Annotated in this window: 13 protein-coding genes and 1 tRNA gene; 10 read left to right on the plus strand and 4 right to left on the minus strand. The window is 36.8% G+C overall.

Features of this window, described 5'->3' with window-relative positions; all coding sequences use genetic code 11:
• A tRNA-Gly gene (locus HX004_RS04005) sits at positions 1–76 on the minus strand.
• A gap of 560 nt (positions 77–636) precedes the next feature.
• On the opposite strand from HX004_RS04005, the gene HX004_RS04010 reads away from it, so the two are divergent.
• From HX004_RS04010 to HX004_RS04030, 5 genes are all read left to right on the plus strand, one after another.
• Positions 637–1,113, plus strand: a complete 477-nt coding sequence (locus HX004_RS04010) for a GbsR/MarR family transcriptional regulator (protein WP_286441014.1) — start codon at positions 637–639, stop codon at positions 1,111–1,113.
• 7 nt (positions 1,114–1,120) lie between these two features.
• Entirely contained in the window at positions 1,121–2,275 is a 1,155-nt protein-coding gene (locus HX004_RS04015) for an efflux RND transporter periplasmic adaptor subunit (RefSeq protein WP_286441015.1), read from the plus strand.
• A 3-nt stretch (positions 2,276–2,278) separates the two neighbouring features.
• Positions 2,279–5,422 carry an efflux RND transporter permease subunit gene (locus HX004_RS04020; protein ID WP_286441016.1) on the plus strand — a complete coding sequence of 1,048 codons (3,144 nt, stop codon included), beginning with the start codon at positions 2,279–2,281 and terminating at the stop codon, positions 5,420–5,422.
• Position 5,423: 1 nt separating this feature from the next.
• Complete coding sequence (locus tag HX004_RS04025; RefSeq protein ID WP_286441018.1) at positions 5,424–6,830, plus strand: efflux transporter outer membrane subunit; 1,407 nt, start codon at positions 5,424–5,426, stop codon at positions 6,828–6,830.
• A 154-nt stretch (positions 6,831–6,984) separates the two neighbouring features.
• Positions 6,985–7,596 carry a polysaccharide deacetylase family protein gene (locus HX004_RS04030; RefSeq protein ID WP_286441019.1) on the plus strand — a complete coding sequence of 204 codons (612 nt, stop codon included), beginning with the start codon at positions 6,985–6,987 and terminating at the stop codon, positions 7,594–7,596.
• Here the strand turns inward: HX004_RS04030 and HX004_RS04035 are convergent.
• The 3 genes from HX004_RS04035 to HX004_RS04045 form a co-directional block, all read right to left on the minus strand.
• The gene (locus HX004_RS04035) at positions 7,591–7,884 is read right to left on the minus strand and encodes a thioredoxin family protein (protein ID WP_286441020.1); all 294 of its coding nucleotides are present in this window, start codon (positions 7,882–7,884) and stop codon (positions 7,591–7,593) included. The genes HX004_RS04030 and HX004_RS04035 overlap by 6 nt on opposite strands.
• A 76-nt stretch (positions 7,885–7,960) precedes the next feature.
• Positions 7,961–9,196: a metallophosphoesterase gene (locus HX004_RS04040; RefSeq protein WP_286441021.1), complete on the minus strand. Its 1,236-nt coding sequence runs from the start codon at positions 9,194–9,196 to the stop codon at positions 7,961–7,963.
• Positions 9,197–9,381: 185 nt separating this feature from the next.
• Positions 9,382–10,560 (minus strand): hypothetical protein, encoded by a 1,179-nt coding sequence (locus HX004_RS04045; RefSeq protein ID WP_286441023.1) that lies wholly within the window; start codon positions 10,558–10,560, stop codon positions 9,382–9,384.
• A 251-nt stretch (positions 10,561–10,811) separates the two neighbouring features.
• Here HX004_RS04045 and polA point away from each other — a divergent pair, with 251 nt between their 5' ends.
• The 5 genes from polA to rpsB all read left to right on the plus strand — a co-directional run bounded on the left by polA (position 10,812) and on the right by rpsB (position 16,311).
• The gene (gene polA, locus HX004_RS04050) at positions 10,812–13,616 is read left to right on the plus strand and encodes a DNA polymerase I (RefSeq protein ID WP_286441024.1); all 2,805 of its coding nucleotides are present in this window, start codon (positions 10,812–10,814) and stop codon (positions 13,614–13,616) included.
• A 121-nt stretch (positions 13,617–13,737) separates the two neighbouring features.
• Entirely contained in the window at positions 13,738–14,301 is a 564-nt protein-coding gene (locus tag HX004_RS04055) for a 1-acyl-sn-glycerol-3-phosphate acyltransferase (protein WP_286441025.1), read from the plus strand.
• A gap of 284 nt (positions 14,302–14,585) precedes the next feature.
• Positions 14,586–15,041 (plus strand): 50S ribosomal protein L13, encoded by a 456-nt coding sequence (gene rplM / locus HX004_RS04060; RefSeq protein WP_036462661.1) that lies wholly within the window; start codon positions 14,586–14,588, stop codon positions 15,039–15,041.
• Positions 15,041–15,427, plus strand: coding sequence for a 30S ribosomal protein S9 (gene rpsI, locus HX004_RS04065; RefSeq protein ID WP_002987796.1), 387 nt, complete (start codon positions 15,041–15,043; stop codon positions 15,425–15,427). Before rplM ends, rpsI begins: the two co-directional genes overlap by 1 nt.
• Positions 15,428–15,567: 140 nt before the next feature.
• A complete protein-coding gene (gene rpsB, locus HX004_RS04070) occupies positions 15,568–16,311 on the plus strand; it encodes a 30S ribosomal protein S2 (protein ID WP_286441026.1) in 744 nt (247 codons plus the stop codon).
• Positions 16,312–16,335: the final 24 nt, after the last annotated feature.

Here is a 16,335-nt window from a genome sequence, read left to right on the forward strand (position 1 = left end):
TGGAGCGGAAGACGAGGCTCGAACTCGCGACAACCAGCTTGGAAGGCTGGAGCTCTACCAACTGAGCTACTTCCGCAATTGTGGATGCAAATATAAGGCATTTTTCAAATTTTATGCAAGAAATAAAAAGATATTTTTTTCTTCCGCCCTGCATTTATTTTTCTTCTCACAGAATATCAACTAGATATCCTCAAACAAATGACAAAAAAAAACTCAAAATTCCCCTTTTCTATCCTTCAATGCTCCTATTCTTATACTATCAATCTTTTTTTTATCTATTCAACGCTATTTTCAAATTACACGCCCACTGATTTTATGACGAACGGTGTTTACATTATTCCTTTTTTCTCAATTATCCCCCTACATCAAATACAATCTATCTTATCAAAAACACAATTTGATCCGATAATTCCACACAATAAATGCAAGTAAATGATTTTTTTTTGAGATTTTAAAGCCAAAATGTTCAAAATAAAAAACATAAAAAAACCCCACAACCCTTTTTAACATTGACTTCTCACATTATTTAGACGTCGTCCACATAATTTAAGAGAACTTTAAGTTTGTTTGGTTCGGAAAGAAAAAAACTAACACTATCTTTGCTGAGTATAATTATTATTAAGAGTTATTTACATAATGCAATACGATCAAAGATTAGTCGATTTGTTTCAAGACTTCTGTGCACATCATGAAGTAGTTTATCATTTCTCGCCTCTTACGGCTCAGATTTACACCTACATCATGTTTAACAACAACAGAGACGGAGTGACATTTGACGAGCTTGTTGAACGCCTTAATGCCAGTAAAAGTTCCGTATCCACAAGTTTAAATTTACTAATCAGCAACAATCAAATTGAACATTTTAATAAAATAGACGAACGGAAGCGTTTTTTTCGTTTAAACTCTAATTTTATTACCACGCGATTGGAGTTGATTAAGAATATGTTAGACAGGGAATCTACCTTAACCCTAAAATTAAAAGGTTATGTAGAAGAAGGGTTGATTAATTCCAACAACTGTCAAGCGAAGATGAAACTCTATATAGAGCATCTAGAAAACAGTAAAATTCAATTAGCAAACACAATAGAAAAATTAAAAAGTACAAACCAGTAATTTATATATGAAACGTTATTTGCATACTATCGTTCTTGGTTCTCTTTCATCACTAGCCGTAATTTCATGCGGAAAGAAAGAGCAAGCACAAGGAGGGCAAGGTCCAATGCCATACAAAGTTGTTCAAGTTCCAACACAGGATGTTGTGGGTCATACATCATACCCCACTACGCTACAAGGTAAAGTTACAAGTAGCGTTCGTGCCAAAATAACAGGATACATCCAGGAAGTATATGTGGATGAAGGAGCAATCGTAAAAAAAGGGCAACCTTTATTCCGTTTGGAAACCAATATTTTATCACAAAATGCAGATGCTAGCAAAGCTGCAATAAGAACAGCTGAAGCACAAGTAAATGTGGCACAAGTAAATGTTGACAAATTAGTTCCTCTAGTTCAAAAAGGAATTGTAAGTAACATTCAATTGGAGACAGCTAAAGCAAATCTAGCGAGTGCACAAAGCCAATTAGCTTCGGCTAAAGCAAACTACAACAGTGTAGTAGCGAACATTGATTTCTCCATTGTTAGAAGTCCTATAGATGGTATTGTTGGAGCAATTGCTTTCCGTGAAGGGGCTTTAATTTCACCTAGTGACCCTACGCCATTAACAACCGTTTCTGACGATAGTGAAGTATTTGCTTATTTTTCAATGAACGAAAAAGAGTACTTCAATTTCTTAGAGAAAATCGAAGGAAATTCATTAAAAGAGAAGTTATCGCATTTACCTGAAGTGAAATTGCAATTAGCCAATGGAACAACATACCAATATTCAGGTAAAATCGAAACCATCAGTGGACAAATTAACACAGCTACAGGTACTGTTCAAGTACGTGCGGCATTCCCGAACAAAGAGCGTATCTTAAGTACAGGAAACAGTGGTACTTTGTTAGTTCCGCAAACGTATAAAGACGTGATGGTTGTTCCAGAATCATCTACTTTCGAGCAACAAGGACAAGTGTATGTTTACAAAGTAGAAAATGACACGGTGAAATCAACGGCAATTGAGGTTATTGATCGCGTAAACAAATTAGCAGTTGTAAAATCAGGATTGGAAAAAGGACAAACCATTGTAGGTACAGGACTAGGTACATTGCGCAATGGATCGGCTATTACACCAACGCCTACTTCAATTGAAGAGATTAACAACTACCAATCAACATTCTAATCTATGTTAAAGACATTTATTGAAAGACCTGTTCTATCGACAGTTATTTCTATCCTAATAGTAATCTTAGGGGTGCTGGGATTAACCGCACTTCCTGTGACGCAATATCCCGATATTGCGCCTGCAACAGTGCAGATTAACGCCAGTTATCCTGGTGCGAACGCTGAGACTGTAATGCAAAGTGTTATCATTCCGATTGAAGAGCAAGTAAACGGGGTGGAAAACATGGATTACATTACTTCAACTGCCAGTAACGATGGTAGTGCGAGTATTCAAGTAATCTTTAAACAAGGGGTTGACCCGGATATTGCTGCGGTAAACGTGCAAAACCGTGTAGCTCGTGCTACACCACTTTTACCTGCAGAGGTAACGCGTTCAGGGGTTACAACACAGAAACAACAAACCAGTGCGTTGATGTTCCTTTCGTTCTACTCTGAAAATCCAAACTACGATGCGATTTACATCCAAAACTACATGAATATTAACGTTATTCCTGAGTTGAAACGTGTAAGTGGTGTTGGGGATGCGCAAGCGTTTGGTTCACGTAACTACTCGATGCGTATTTGGATTGAACCATCAAAAATGAAAGCTTATGGTTTAGTACCTTCTGATGTTGTTCGCGTATTAAACGAACAAAGTTTGGAAGCGGCTGCAGGACAATTGGGGGAAAACAATGCGGAAGCCTTCCAATATGTTATCAAATACAGCGGTAAGTACAAAACACAAGAGCAATATGAAAATATTGTAGTTAAATCATTAGCAAACGGACAAGTTTTATTATTAAAAGACGTTGCTAAAATTGAACTAGGTGCAATGTCTTATGTTGGAAACTCCGAGTTAGATGGGCATCCAGCGGTTGCCATGGCAATTTATCAAACGCCAGGATCTAACGCTCAAGAGATCAACAAAAACTTACACCACGAATTACAAGAGTTATCGAAGAACTTCCCTGAGGGAATTCACTATAAAATCTTGATGGATACCAACGAATTCTTGGATGCGTCAATTAGTAAAGTAGTTACTACGTTAATTGAAGCTTTTATCTTAGTATTCTTTGTAGTATATATTTTCTTACAAGACTTTAGATCAACGTTAATTCCGTTGATTGCAGTTCCTGTTTCTATTGTAGGTACGTTCTTCTTCTTGAATGCTTTTGGATTCTCGTTGAACTTACTAACGCTATTTGCCCTCGTACTCGCCATTGGTATTGTGGTGGATGATGCCATCGTTGTGGTGGAGGCCGTCCACGCCAAGATGGAAGCCACAGGAGAAGATGCCTTAGAAGCGAGTAAGAGTACCATGGATGAAATCTCTGGTGCGATTATCTCGATTACTTTAGTAATGGCGGCGGTATTCATCCCTGTAACATTTATTAGTGGTCCTACGGGAGTATTCTATAAACAGTTCGGTATTACGCTTATCATTGCGATTTTAATTTCTGCGGTAAATGCCTTGACATTGAGTCCGGCTTTATGTGCGGTATTCTTGAAACACCATGATGTAGTTGACAACGGAAAAAGAAAGAATTTACTTCAACGTTTCTTTAGAGCGTTCAACATCGCGTTCAACAGTCTTACCGAACGTTATGGTAATTCATTCAAATTATTATTAAAACACAAATGGTTGACATTCGTTGTTTTGATTGCTTGTTTGGGAATTACATATTACTCTGCTAAAACAATGCCTACTGGATTCGTACCAAACGAAGACCGTGGATTTATCATGGGTAATATTGAGTTACCTGCAGGTGCTTCTCAAGACCGTGTGGTAGCAATTCAGAGAGAATTCTCTAAAATTGTAGAACAAATTCCAGGAGTTGACGGGGTTACTGTAGTATCTGGATTCTCTTTCATCAACGGTCAAGGGTCAAACTACGGTATGGCGATGATTAAATTGAAAGATTTCAAAGAAAGAAAAGCACCAGAATTGGCAACTGACGTAGTAATTGGTAAATTATTCGGTTTAGCAGCTACACAATTCCAAGATGCGAGAATGATTTTCTTCCAACCACCAAGTATTCCTGGTTTTGGTATGTCATCTGGTTTTGAGTTAAAATTATTGGATAAAACAGGAGGTTCTTTGACTGACTTTGATCAAAAATCAAAAGAATACTTAGGTGCTTTAATGCAACGTCCTGAAATCATGTATGCTCAATCGTCATTTAACACAAACTACGCACAATACGAGTTAGATTTAAATGTGGCTAGAGCAAAAGAATCAGGCGTTTTAGTAAGTGATATCTTCTCTGCTTTACAAGGGTATATTGGAGGTATTTACGCCGCTGACTTTACTCGTTTTGGTAAACAATTCCGTGTAATGGTACAATCCTTACCAGAGTATCGTTCGGATGTAAATAGCTTAAATGAAATTTACGTGAGAACAGGATCTGGAGAAATGGCACCAATCACACAGTTTGTTAACTTAACAAAAGTATACGGACCACAATCGATTAACCGTTATAACCTATTTACATCTTCGAATATTACAGGAGCACCGAAACCAGGCTTCAGTTCTGGAGATGCAATTAAAGCGGTTCAAGAAGTGGCTCAGCAAAACTTATCATCAGGTTATGGTATTGACTTTACAGGGTTATCTCGTGAGGAGATTAGCGCTGGTAACCAAACGGTATTGATTTTCTTCTTGTGTGTGGTATTCGTTTACTTCTTATTATCTGCACAATACGAAAGTTATATGTTGCCATTTGCGGTAATCTTGTCATTGCCAACAGGTATTATGGGCGCTTTCCTTGCACAAAAAATTGCAGGATTGGAAAACAATATTTACTTCCAGATTGCCCTGGTCATGCTCGTTGGATTACTCGCGAAAAATGCCATTTTGATTGTGGAATTCGCCGTTCAACGAAGAAGACATGGCGAATCGATTGTAGAATCTGCAATTAACGGTGCAAAAGCTCGTTTAAGACCGATTCTAATGACGTCATTTGCCTTTATCTTAGGATTAATGCCATTGGTATTTGCAGGTGGGGTTGGTTATATCGGAAACCGTTCAATTGGTACAGGTGCTGCCTTCGGTCTATTGATTGGTACTGTAATTGGAGTATTTGTTATTCCAGTATTATACGCGATATTCCAATATCTTCAAGAGAAAATTAAACCAATTAAATTTGAAGAAATTAAGTCTGAATAACATGAAAAAAACATATATATACAGAGCGATTCCTGTTGCAATACTAGGGCTTACGATGCAATCTTGTATAGTTGCAAAGAAATATGATAGACCTGATGTTATTCAAGAGGAACAATATAGAGGTAGCAATACAGCAGACTCTCTTTCCATGGCAACAATGTCATGGAAGGAGTTGTTCTCTGACCAAATCTTGATTCAACATATTGAGACTGGTTTAGAAAACAACCTAGACATGTTAATTGCTATTGAAAACATCAACGCTGCTCATGCGTATATGCAACAAGGAAAATGGGGGTTTGCTCCTACTTTGAGTGTTGGTGCAAATTACACCCATAGCATTCCATCTAAAAATGGTCCGCAGGGAATTCTAAACGGAAACCAACGCATCAAAACAGACCTATATGATATTACAGGTCAATTTTCTTGGGAATTGGACGTTTGGGGGAAATTGAGAAGCAACAAACGAGCTTTCGTAGCGAGCTATCTACAAACTGTTTCTGCTCAACAAGCAGTAAAAACACAGTTGATTTCTACCATTGCAACAACGTATTTCCAATTGGTTGCTTTAGATAAACAAAAAGAGATTACAGAACTTACTATTGCAAACAGAAAAAACAGTTTAGAGACTATCCAAGCTTTGAAAGAATCTGGACAAGTAGATGAGATTGCAGTAAAGCAAACACAAGCTCAATTGTATAACGCACAAGCGCTATTAGTTGACTTGAACAACAACATCAAAATCACAGAGAATACATTTAGCATTTTACTAGGACAAACCCCTGGTGAAATCAAAAGAGCAAAACTAAGTGATCAAAGAGTAAACACAGATTTAACAGTAGGAGTTCCGATGCAATTATTGGCTAATCGCCCAGATGTTAGAGCTGCAGAATACGGTTTAGTGAATGCTTTTGAAATGACGAATGTTGCGAGAGCAAACTTCTATCCTTCTTTGCGTTTAACTGCGAATGGAGGACTTCAAAGTCTTGATTTTGACGAATTGTTCAACACAAACTCTTTATTTGCTAATTTAATCGGTGGATTAACTCAACCGTTATTAAATGGTAGACAAATCAGAACGCAACATCAAGTCGCTCAATCGAAAAAAGAACAAGCTTACTTGGGATATAAAAAAGCAATCTTAACGGCTTCTAAAGAAGTCTCTGATGCTTTATATACGTATGAAAGTGCTTCTGATAAGTTAGATTTAAAGAAAAAAGAATACGAAGCTTATCAGTTAGCAACACAATATTCTGAAGAGTTATTAGTTCAAGGTATGGCTACTTATCTAGATGTATTAACCGCTAGAGAAAGTGCATTGGCTGCTGAATTAAGCTACATCAACACAGAATTGACTCAATTGACTACTTTAGTACAATTGTATCGTTCTTTAGGTGGTGGACTAGAATAAGACACACCAACATTATCCATAGTTAAAGATAGCAGTAGGCGAAAGTTTACTGCTATTTTTTTTGGAGGTTGATGAAGGGCAAAATAGTGAAACGCCTTATTCCTCACAAAGAACAAACCTCACAAAGAACAAACCAATTTCTTATCTTTGATTCATGCGAATACTACCTTTTCTTTTTCCGCGTTACACTTGGCAGAAGTCAAAACAAGACAAAGTTATTTACTTAACCTTTGATGACGGACCGATTCCTGAAGTAACAGAATGGGTGTTAGATGTATTACAAGAACAACAAATACAAGCTACCTTTTTTTGTATTGGAGATAATATAAGAAAACATCCAACGGTATTTCAGCGTATTCTTGCTGAACAACATCAAATAGGCAATCACACCTTCCATCACCTCAAAGGTTGGAAGACGTCCATTGAAGAATATATTTTTAATGTAGAACAGTGTCAACAAGAAATTGTCAAACACCGCAAAGAAGCGACGACTTTATTTCGTCCACCTTATGGAAAAATAAAGAAAAAACAAGCAGACTATTTATTCAAAAAAGGATATGAAATCATTATGTGGTCTATCATCACCAAAGACTATGAGGCGAATTTAAGTCCACTACAGTGCTTACAGGGTACCATCAAACAGATTACCCCAGGTAGTATTATCGTTTTTCACGACAGTTTAAAAGCGGAGAAGAACATGAAATACACGCTTCCTCTCCTCATTGAATACTTGAAAAAAGAGGGTTATTCCTTTGCTACTTTATAAGGTTTTAGTAACACTAAGTAAAGCTTCTGTTTCCATAACGCCGCTTTGTCTCCAAATCATTGCTCCTTTTTTGTACAACAACAACGTTGGCACTTTCTTAATTCGCAAAGCTTCAATTAATTCATTGTTTTTTGCTACATCAATTTTAACAATGCGCAATTGATCCCCCATAGCAGCTGCGACATCATAGATTACAGCATCCATAGCTGTACATGCTTCATTCCATTGGGCGTAAAAATATACCAATACAGGAACGTCTGCTGTTACTAAATCTCCGAATTTTGACATAAATCTTTCCGTTACTAATTTTACTTCTTCTTTCACAACCTATTCTTACAAAAATATTACATTTTATCAAAATAAACTATTTTTTCTTGCGCAATTCGAGAACTGTTATCTCTGGCCAAATCCCAGTGCGTCCTTGATAAGCGTGATAACCAAATCCTCTATTGACATAAATCATCTTGCCCACCTGTTCATAAAGTCCCGCCCATTGTTTGTAAACGTATTGAATCGGACTCCATTTGAGAAAACCAGGAATTTCAATACCAAACTGACTACCATGAGTATGCCCAGATAACGTCAATTGAAAGTTTTTTGGATGTTCTAATACTTTTGCTTCCCAATGAGAAGGATCATGAGACAACAACACTTTGAAATCTTTAGCAGTCACCCCTTGAGTTGCTTGATCTAAATCCCCATATTTCATAAAATGCGCACGTTCACCCCAATTTTCAACACCAACAATTACAAGACTATCCTCTCCTTTTTTCAAGCGTACATTTTCATTGCGCAAGAGAGTAAATCCTATTGTTGGACTTAAATTACATATGGCCTTGAAATTGCGCACTCTTTCTTCATCCGTTTCCCACTGAATATATTCGCCATAATCGTGATTTCCTAAAATCGAGTAATTTCCAAAGGGATGTTGTTCAATTTTTTGAAATACATCCACCCAAGGTGTCATTTCACCAGCCAAACTATTCACCAAATCACCTGTAAACAACAAAACATCCGATTGCTGCTGATTCACCAAATCAATGGCGTATTCTAATTTTTCACGATTATCGAAACTACCTGAATGAATATCAGAAAGTTGAGTAATAGTAAAACCGTCAAAAGCATCAGGTAAATCGTCAAAAGTTAGAATGTGTTTGTGTACCTGGAACTTATAACGTCCGATGGTGATACCGTGCAATACTGAAATAAAAGGAATGGCTGCGATTCCAAATGCAATTTGGGTAATGAACTTTCTTCGCTCTGGAAGAAAGCGATCTCTTTTTGAAATTCGCTCTCTTTTAAAATAATGAATAATCCCACGGAGTACTCGGATCAGATCTTCTACGAGCAGTAAGAGGGTAATAAGTACTTTGGGTAAATACACTAAAATAACAAGTGCTGCTGCTAACATCGATTGATGATTTTGCCCGGATGCGCGATCAAAGCGTGAAAATCCGTAGGCGATATAAGCCACAATCAAGGCGGAACAGATAAAGTATAATAGTCGAAAAAATTTATGGCGTGTCAATTGCTTTACCGCTTGATAGGTATAAAATTCTACAAGCAGCAAAACAGGCAATAAGAATGCTAAGTTTAACATAGTAAAAGCTATAAGTAACAAAGTTAATTTTTTGTCTAACGTATCAAAATATCTTTAACAAAGATTAATAGCCTTCTTCCAAAAAACGAGAATTTATTCTCTTTTTTAAACAAAAAGGCCAATACAACAGCTGTTGTATTGGCCTTTTACATCGTTCGATTGTTTTCCTTTCAGTTTGTAATTTTCTAAGGTCGTGGATATCCATTGACAGGAACACCTGTAAAATCCGCTTTAAAACGTCTAGTTACATCCGTTCTCCTAACCATATCAATAACCACCCTGTAAGTTGTTCCCGTTTTAGTGATATTAATTTCACCATAATCGATATCCGTATCTAATGCTCCTGTTTGTTTATTTTTAATTTTAAATGATTTTGACACCTCATCTGCCCCAGGTCTTCCCGGTCTTTGGCTAGCATTAAGTACATAACGTCCCTCTTTCAGAATATCTTCATCCGCTTGTGCTGCTGCTACCGTAAACTGTACCTCCCACAGTTCATTCGACAAATACAAATCATAGGCTACTGTATGCCCTACTTCGTCTCCTACAAAATTCATCTGAGTCATAATCAACAATTCTTGATCAACTGGTGCTTCTGATTCATCTTTTGTACGAACCTCTTCACTCACGATTACCGTTGCTCCTGTTGCAGACAATCCTGCAGCAAAAATGACATAATCTGTATTAGCATGCGCCACTTTTGGTTTTAAATTACTCGGTTGATTTAGATTCATAATATTTGAACCTTCTTCCAATACTTCCTCAGCTGTTACTTCTCTTCCCTCTACTGCGCTTTTCTCTACAACCATATAACGAGCCCTTACTGCTCCTACTGGTGTCAATGTAAACATAACCCGTTCATGCGTAGCATCAAGATTAGTCAAAGTAATACTTACATCAATCTTTTTTTGTGTTTTGAAATCTATCCCATTCGCATCAAAAGTAGCGATACCCTGAGCATTCAAGGCCACTGCATATAGAACATACTCTTTATCAGAAATTAATCCTTCCGCCGTTTGTTCTATTGCAGGATTATCTACCAAAACTCCTTTCTCTTGAACCAATGCTAACGTTGCAGATACTCCTTTCTCTTGAATTAGATAATAGACTTTTTCCGCATTCGATGCTCCTAATTTAAACGCAACAGATTCTTCATACACCGAAACAATTTCGACTTTCAACGATGCTGCTGGAACATTGGGTCCTTCCTCTCCTTCTCCGTCGCCATCTTCTGGCTCTGTTTTTTCTTTGTCTTTATCTTTGTCTTTCAGGTAACTATTATCGTCACTTGAACAAGCTACAGTTGTTAGCAATCCTGAAACCACTAAAGCTAAAACTCCTAATTTAAGGTGAATTTTTTTCATAAATTTATCTTTTTTTAATAATAAACAACACACAAGTCTAGGGTTAAAAAACCAATAAAGCTAACTTTTAAAACAAAGAATGACGTAATTGATAAAATATAGATTTAATAGCAAGAATTTCAAAAACGCACCAATTCAATCCTCTTTTGCCAAATTCAGATTAAATCGATTCGATTTATACTTATTCGCCCTTAGAAAAACAAAATCACTATCTTTGAAAATCATTCAGTATTAAATAAAACCATCATTCAATGGCTCAACAAAAACGTCTTTTTCTCTTAGATGCTTATGCTTTAATTTTTAGAGGATATTATGCGCTTATTAAAAACCCAAGAATCAATTCAAAAGGCTTAGATACCTCTGCTATTTTGGGATTTATGAACTCGCTTTTAGATGTAATCAAAAGGGAAAATCCAGATCATTTAGCAGTTGCTTTTGACAATGGGGGGAGTAAAGATCGCCTAGCTATTTTTCCCGAATACAAAGCCAATCGAGATGTAACACCAGAAGCAATTAAAGTTGCTGTGCCTTACATCAAAGAGATTTTAAAAGCCATGCATATTCCCATTATTGAAGTTTCAGGTTTTGAGGCAGATGATTTAATTGGAACCATTTCAAAACAAGCAGAAAAAGAGGATTTTATGGTGTATATGGTCACACCAGATAAAGATTACGCCCAGCTTGTTTCTGACAATATCGTAATGTATCGCCCTGCAAGAATGGGGAACGGTATTGAAATTTGGGATGTTGAGAAAGTAAAAGAAAAATTCGAAGTTGATCATCCAGAACAAGTCATTGACTTTTTGGGGATGATGGGAGATGCTGTTGACAATATTCCAGGATTACCAGGAGTTGGTGAAAAAACAGCTAAAAAATTCATCAAAGAATACGGATCAATGGAAAACCTTTTAGCTCATACTCATGAATTAAAAGGCAAAATGAAAGAAAACATCGAAGCAAATAAAGAAAAAGGGTTACTTTCCAAGAAATTAGCGACGATTATCTTGGATTGTCCCGTGACATTTAATGCAGACCATTATATTTTAGAACAACCCGATGTTGAGAAAACAGATGCGCTATTCATTGAGTTAGAATTCAGAAGAATGAAAGAGCAATTTGACAAAATTTTCTCTTCAACCCCTCAGGACGCTACAACAGCTATACCTACACAAATTGCGAATCAAGAAGAACAGTTTTCTTTATTTGACACAGCAGAGGGTAGCAACACTCAATCGCCCTACCAAACCTTAGAAACGACCCAACACGTTTATCAGTTGGTTCAATCTCCGATGGCGATTCGTTTATTGGCTCAACAATTAATGCAACAAAACAGTGTTTGTTTTGACACAGAAACTACTGGTTTAGATCCTTTGACAGCAGAATTAGTGGGTATTGCGTTTTCTTTTAACAAGGGAACTGCCTTTTACGTGCCACTATCGGAAAATAAAATTGAAGTTTTAGAAACGCTAGAACACTTCAAACCTTTCTTTGAATCTACTAGCATTGAAAAAATTGGTCAAAACTTAAAATACGACATTAAGGTCTTAAAACAATACGACATCCAGGTCAACCACCCGATGTTTGACACCATGATTGCGCATTATTTAATTAATCCCGATATGCGTCACAACATGGATGTGTTGGCAGAAACCTATTTAAATTATACCCCTCAGCCCATAGAAGAGCTAATTGGTAAAAAAGGTAAAAACCAAAAATCCATGCGCGAGGTAGAGGTTGAATTAACCAAAGAATACGCGGGAGAAGATGCAGATGTAACCTTTCAGCTAAAACAGGTATTCTTGCCTCAATTAGAAGCCACGCAAACAGCACAATTATTCAAAGACATTGAAATTCCACTCGTATCAGTATTAGCTGATATGGAAAATGAAGGAATTCGCTTAGACGTAGCGTTCTTACAGTCTTTATCGGCTACACTAGATAGTGATATCAAACAATTGGAACAGGCCATTTACGAAACCGCAGGAGAAACTTTCAACCTAGCTTCTCCTAAACAATTAGGTGATATTCTATTCGAAAAATTGCAGATTGGAGGCTCAAAGCCAAAGAAAACAAAAACAGGTCAATATGCAACTGGAGAAGAAATTTTGAGCGATTTAGCAGCAAAACACCCCATTGTACAAGACATTTTGAATTGGCGTCAGTTGATTAAGTTGCAAAACACCTATGTAGATGCTTTACCGAAACAGATTAACCCTGTTACAAATCGCATCCATACAGAGTATATGCAAGCCGTGGCGGCTACTGGACGTTTAAGTTCAAATAACCCCAACTTACAAAATATCCCCATACGAACAGAACGCGGTCGTTTAGTTCGCAAGGCCTTTGTTGCACGTGATGAAAATTACCTGTTGATGGCAGCCGATTACTCTCAAATTGAATTGCGCATTATTGCAGCTTTGAGTCAAGAGCCCAATATGATTGAATCATTTAAACATGGAGAGGATATTCACCGTTCAACAGCAGCACGCGTATTTAATGTTCCTTTAGAAGAAGTAACAAAAGAACAACGTAGTCACGCTAAAACGGTAAACTTTGGCATCATTTATGGCGTTTCAGCTTTTGGATTGAGCAATCAAACCAATTTATCGCGTTCAGAAAGCAAAGAATTAATTGATACTTATTACGAGACTTATCCGAAGTTAAAGGATTATATCGCTCAACAAATTGAATTTGCCAGAGAAAACGGATATGTACAAACTATTTTAGGAAGAAGGCGTTACTTGAAAGACATTCACTCACAAAATGCTGTTGTGCGCAGTGCAGCAGAACGCAATGCTGTGAATGCACCTATTCAGGGAAGTGCGGCAGACATTATCAAAATTGCCATGATTAATATTCACAAGCGTTTAGTAAACGAACAATGGAAATCTAAAATGTTGTTGCAAGTACACGATGAGTTGGTGTTTGATGCACACAAAGAAGAATTAGACGCTTTAAAGACGATGGTCAAACAAGAAATGGAGAATGCCTTTACCTTAGATGTTCCCTTAGTTGTTGACTTAGGAATTGGAGAAAATTGGCTACAAGCCCATTAAAACGATAAAATATACCTCAGCCCTTATCTCAAAAATAAGGGCTTTTTTTAGGGTTAAACCCCATCTAATCTTTCCTTTAATAAAAATACTTACTTTTGCATCTTACTTTCAGACAAAGGAAATGAAAAAAGCATTAGGCAAATTCATGTTAGCCATCACAGGATGGAAATTAGTCGTTCACGACGAATCGTTCAAACAAGAAAAAAAGAGCATACTCATTTGTGTACCACATACATCCAATTGGGACTTTTATTACAGCTTGGCTTGTTTTTGGATTTTAGGAATGCCTTTTAAAATGTTTATTAAGGACTATTACACCAAATCGTGGTTTGGTTTTTTCTTTAAAGCAATTGGCTGTATTGGTGTTGACCGCACCAAAAGTCAGAATTTAGTTGAATATGCCGTACAAATTATTGAAGAGGCAGACACCATTGCACTGATTAACACTCCTGAAGGGACGCGTTCTTATTCGGACAAGTGGAAACAAGGGTTCTATCACATCGCGAGACAAGCCGATATTCCGATTGCCTTATGTTATGCTGATTACAAAAAGAAACAATGCGGAATCATGAAATTAGTCCATGTAGAAGACAAGTCTTTTGAAGCTTTACTCGATGAGATTGCTCCTTACTACAAGGCAGAAATGGCAAAATATCCGGAGAATTACAATCCTAAATTGTATTAAGCAATGCGAAAAGCATTAAGATAGAAAGCATTAGCGGCAGTATTTGTCCAAATAAATAATTCAATTACTTCACTTCGTTCCGAATCGTTAGGTATATTTTATTTTTTTTAGCGGAAGGAGAAGCAAAAAAAGCTTGACTTTTTTCTTCAAACAAATTACAACTCAGCTTGTTAAAAGCAAATAAAAGCAAAAAACAGCGGTATGAATTTGTATAATAAAAGAAATTATGTAATTTTGCACTCCCTTAATTGGGAATGGAATGTTTAATTAAATACAAAATTATTGTGGAAAGTTTAAGCTACAAGACTGTATCAGCAAACAAAGCGACTGTTCAAAAAGAATGGTTAGTTGTAGATGCTGAAGGCCAAAATTTGGGTCGTCTTGCTTCTAAAGTGGCAACACTTTTAAGAGGTAAACACAAGACAAATTACACGCCGCACGTAGACTGTGGAGACAACGTAATCGTAATCAACGCAGAAAAAATCAACCTAACAGGTAACAAATTAGATGACAAGACTTACATCCGTCACACAGGTTACCCAGGAGGACAAAGATCTTTAACTGCTAAAGTAATGCAACAAAAAAACCCTGCATTATTAGTAGAGAAAGCAATCAAAGGGATGTTGCCTAAAAACAAATTAGGAGCACAATTATTCCGTAATTTAAATGTTAATGTAGGCGCTGAGCACAAACATGGAGCTCAACAACCTAAAGCCGTTAATTTAAACGAAGTTAAGTAATGGGAGTTATTCACAAAATCGGTAGAAGAAAAACCGCTGTAGCTCGTGTTTATGTTTCAGAAGGAACAGGAAACATTACAGTAAACAAAAAAGATTTTAAAATTTATTTCCCTACAGGTACATTACAGTACAAAGTATTACAGCCTCTTACACTTACTGAGAACGCTGAGAACTTTGACATCAAAGTAAATGTATATGGTGGTGGAACGACAGGACAAGCTGAGGCAGTGCGTATGGCAATTGCTAGAGCGATGTGCGAAATTGATGTTGAGAACAGAGCAGTTCTTAAACCAGAAGGATTATTGACTCGTGACCCTCGTATGGTTGAGCGTAAGAAATTCGGTCAGAAGAAAGCTCGTAAGAGATTCCAATTCTCTAAACGTTAATATTTATTTATTATTAAAAAATCTAGGTTTTTGTTGCGCACTTGCATTTTTTGTAAGAAGTAGTTTAGCATCTAAATGGTTGAGACCGAGTAATCGCTACTGAATCATTGCTAAAGTAACAGAACGTAAACTATTAGAAAATGGCAAACAAAGTAGAAGTAAAAGAATTACTAGAAGCAGGTGTTCATTTCGGACACATGACTAGAAAATGGGATCCAAACATGGCTCCTTATATCTATATGGAGCGTAATGGTATTCACATTATCAATCTATATAAAACTGCAGCTAAAATTGAAGAAGCGAATGAAGCTTTGAAAAAAATCGCTGCATCAGGAAGAAAAATCCTTTTCGTTGCTACAAAAAAGCAAGCGAAAGACATCGTAGCTGAAAAAGCAGCTGCAGCTAACATGCCTTACATCACTGAAAGATGGCCAGGTGGTATGTTAACAAACTTCGTTACTATCCGTAAAGCTGTTAAGAAAATGGCTTCTATTGATAGAATGAAAAAAGACGGTACATTTATGACGCTTTCTAAGAAAGAGCGTTTACAAGTTGAGCGTCTTCGTGCAAAATTAGAGAAGAACTTAGGTTCTATTGCTGACATGACTCGTCTACCAGCTGCTCTTTTTGTTGTAGATATCAAAGCTGAACACATCGCGATTAAAGAAGCACAAAAATTAAACATTCCGATCTTCGCTATGGTGGATACGAACTCTGACCCACGTCAAGTTGACTACGTTATTCCAGCAAACGATGATGCTTCTAAATCAATCGATAAAATTTTATCTTTAGTTACTACTGCTATTATCGAAGGTAATGCAGAGAGAAAATCTGAAAAAGAAGAAGCTCCAGCTGTAAAAGCGGATGCTGAAGCTAAAGCATAATTTTTTAACAATATCATAAAGTCG

Source organism: Myroides sp. 1354 (assembly GCF_030324495.1).
GTDB lineage: Bacteria > Bacteroidota > Bacteroidia > Flavobacteriales > Flavobacteriaceae > Flavobacterium.

What these genes read in the sequence shown, in the direction of transcription:
- HX004_RS04010 (WP_286441014.1), top strand. Translation starts at nt 637, where the DNA reads ATGCAATACGATCAAAGATTAGTCGATTTGTTTCAAGACTTCTGTGCA.
- HX004_RS04045 (WP_286441023.1), bottom strand. Translation starts at nt 10,560, where the DNA reads ATGAAAAAAATTCACCTTAAATTAGGAGTTTTAGCTTTAGTGGTTTCA.
- HX004_RS04030 (WP_286441019.1), top strand. Translation starts at nt 6,985, where the DNA reads ATGCGAATACTACCTTTTCTTTTTCCGCGTTACACTTGGCAGAAGTCA.
- HX004_RS04040 (WP_286441021.1), bottom strand. Translation starts at nt 9,196, where the DNA reads ATGTTAAACTTAGCATTCTTATTGCCTGTTTTGCTGCTTGTAGAATTT.
- HX004_RS04015 (WP_286441015.1), top strand. Translation starts at nt 1,121, where the DNA reads ATGAAACGTTATTTGCATACTATCGTTCTTGGTTCTCTTTCATCACTA.
- HX004_RS04020 (WP_286441016.1), top strand. Translation starts at nt 2,279, where the DNA reads ATGTTAAAGACATTTATTGAAAGACCTGTTCTATCGACAGTTATTTCT.
- HX004_RS04025 (WP_286441018.1), top strand. Translation starts at nt 5,424, where the DNA reads ATGAAAAAAACATATATATACAGAGCGATTCCTGTTGCAATACTAGGG.
- rpsB (WP_286441026.1), top strand. Translation starts at nt 15,568, where the DNA reads ATGGCAAACAAAGTAGAAGTAAAAGAATTACTAGAAGCAGGTGTTCAT.
- rpsI (WP_002987796.1), top strand. Translation starts at nt 15,041, where the DNA reads ATGGGAGTTATTCACAAAATCGGTAGAAGAAAAACCGCTGTAGCTCGT.
- polA (WP_286441024.1), top strand. Translation starts at nt 10,812, where the DNA reads ATGGCTCAACAAAAACGTCTTTTTCTCTTAGATGCTTATGCTTTAATT.
- HX004_RS04035 (WP_286441020.1), bottom strand. Translation starts at nt 7,884, where the DNA reads ATGTCAAAATTCGGAGATTTAGTAACAGCAGACGTTCCTGTATTGGTA.
- HX004_RS04055 (WP_286441025.1), top strand. Translation starts at nt 13,738, where the DNA reads ATGAAAAAAGCATTAGGCAAATTCATGTTAGCCATCACAGGATGGAAA.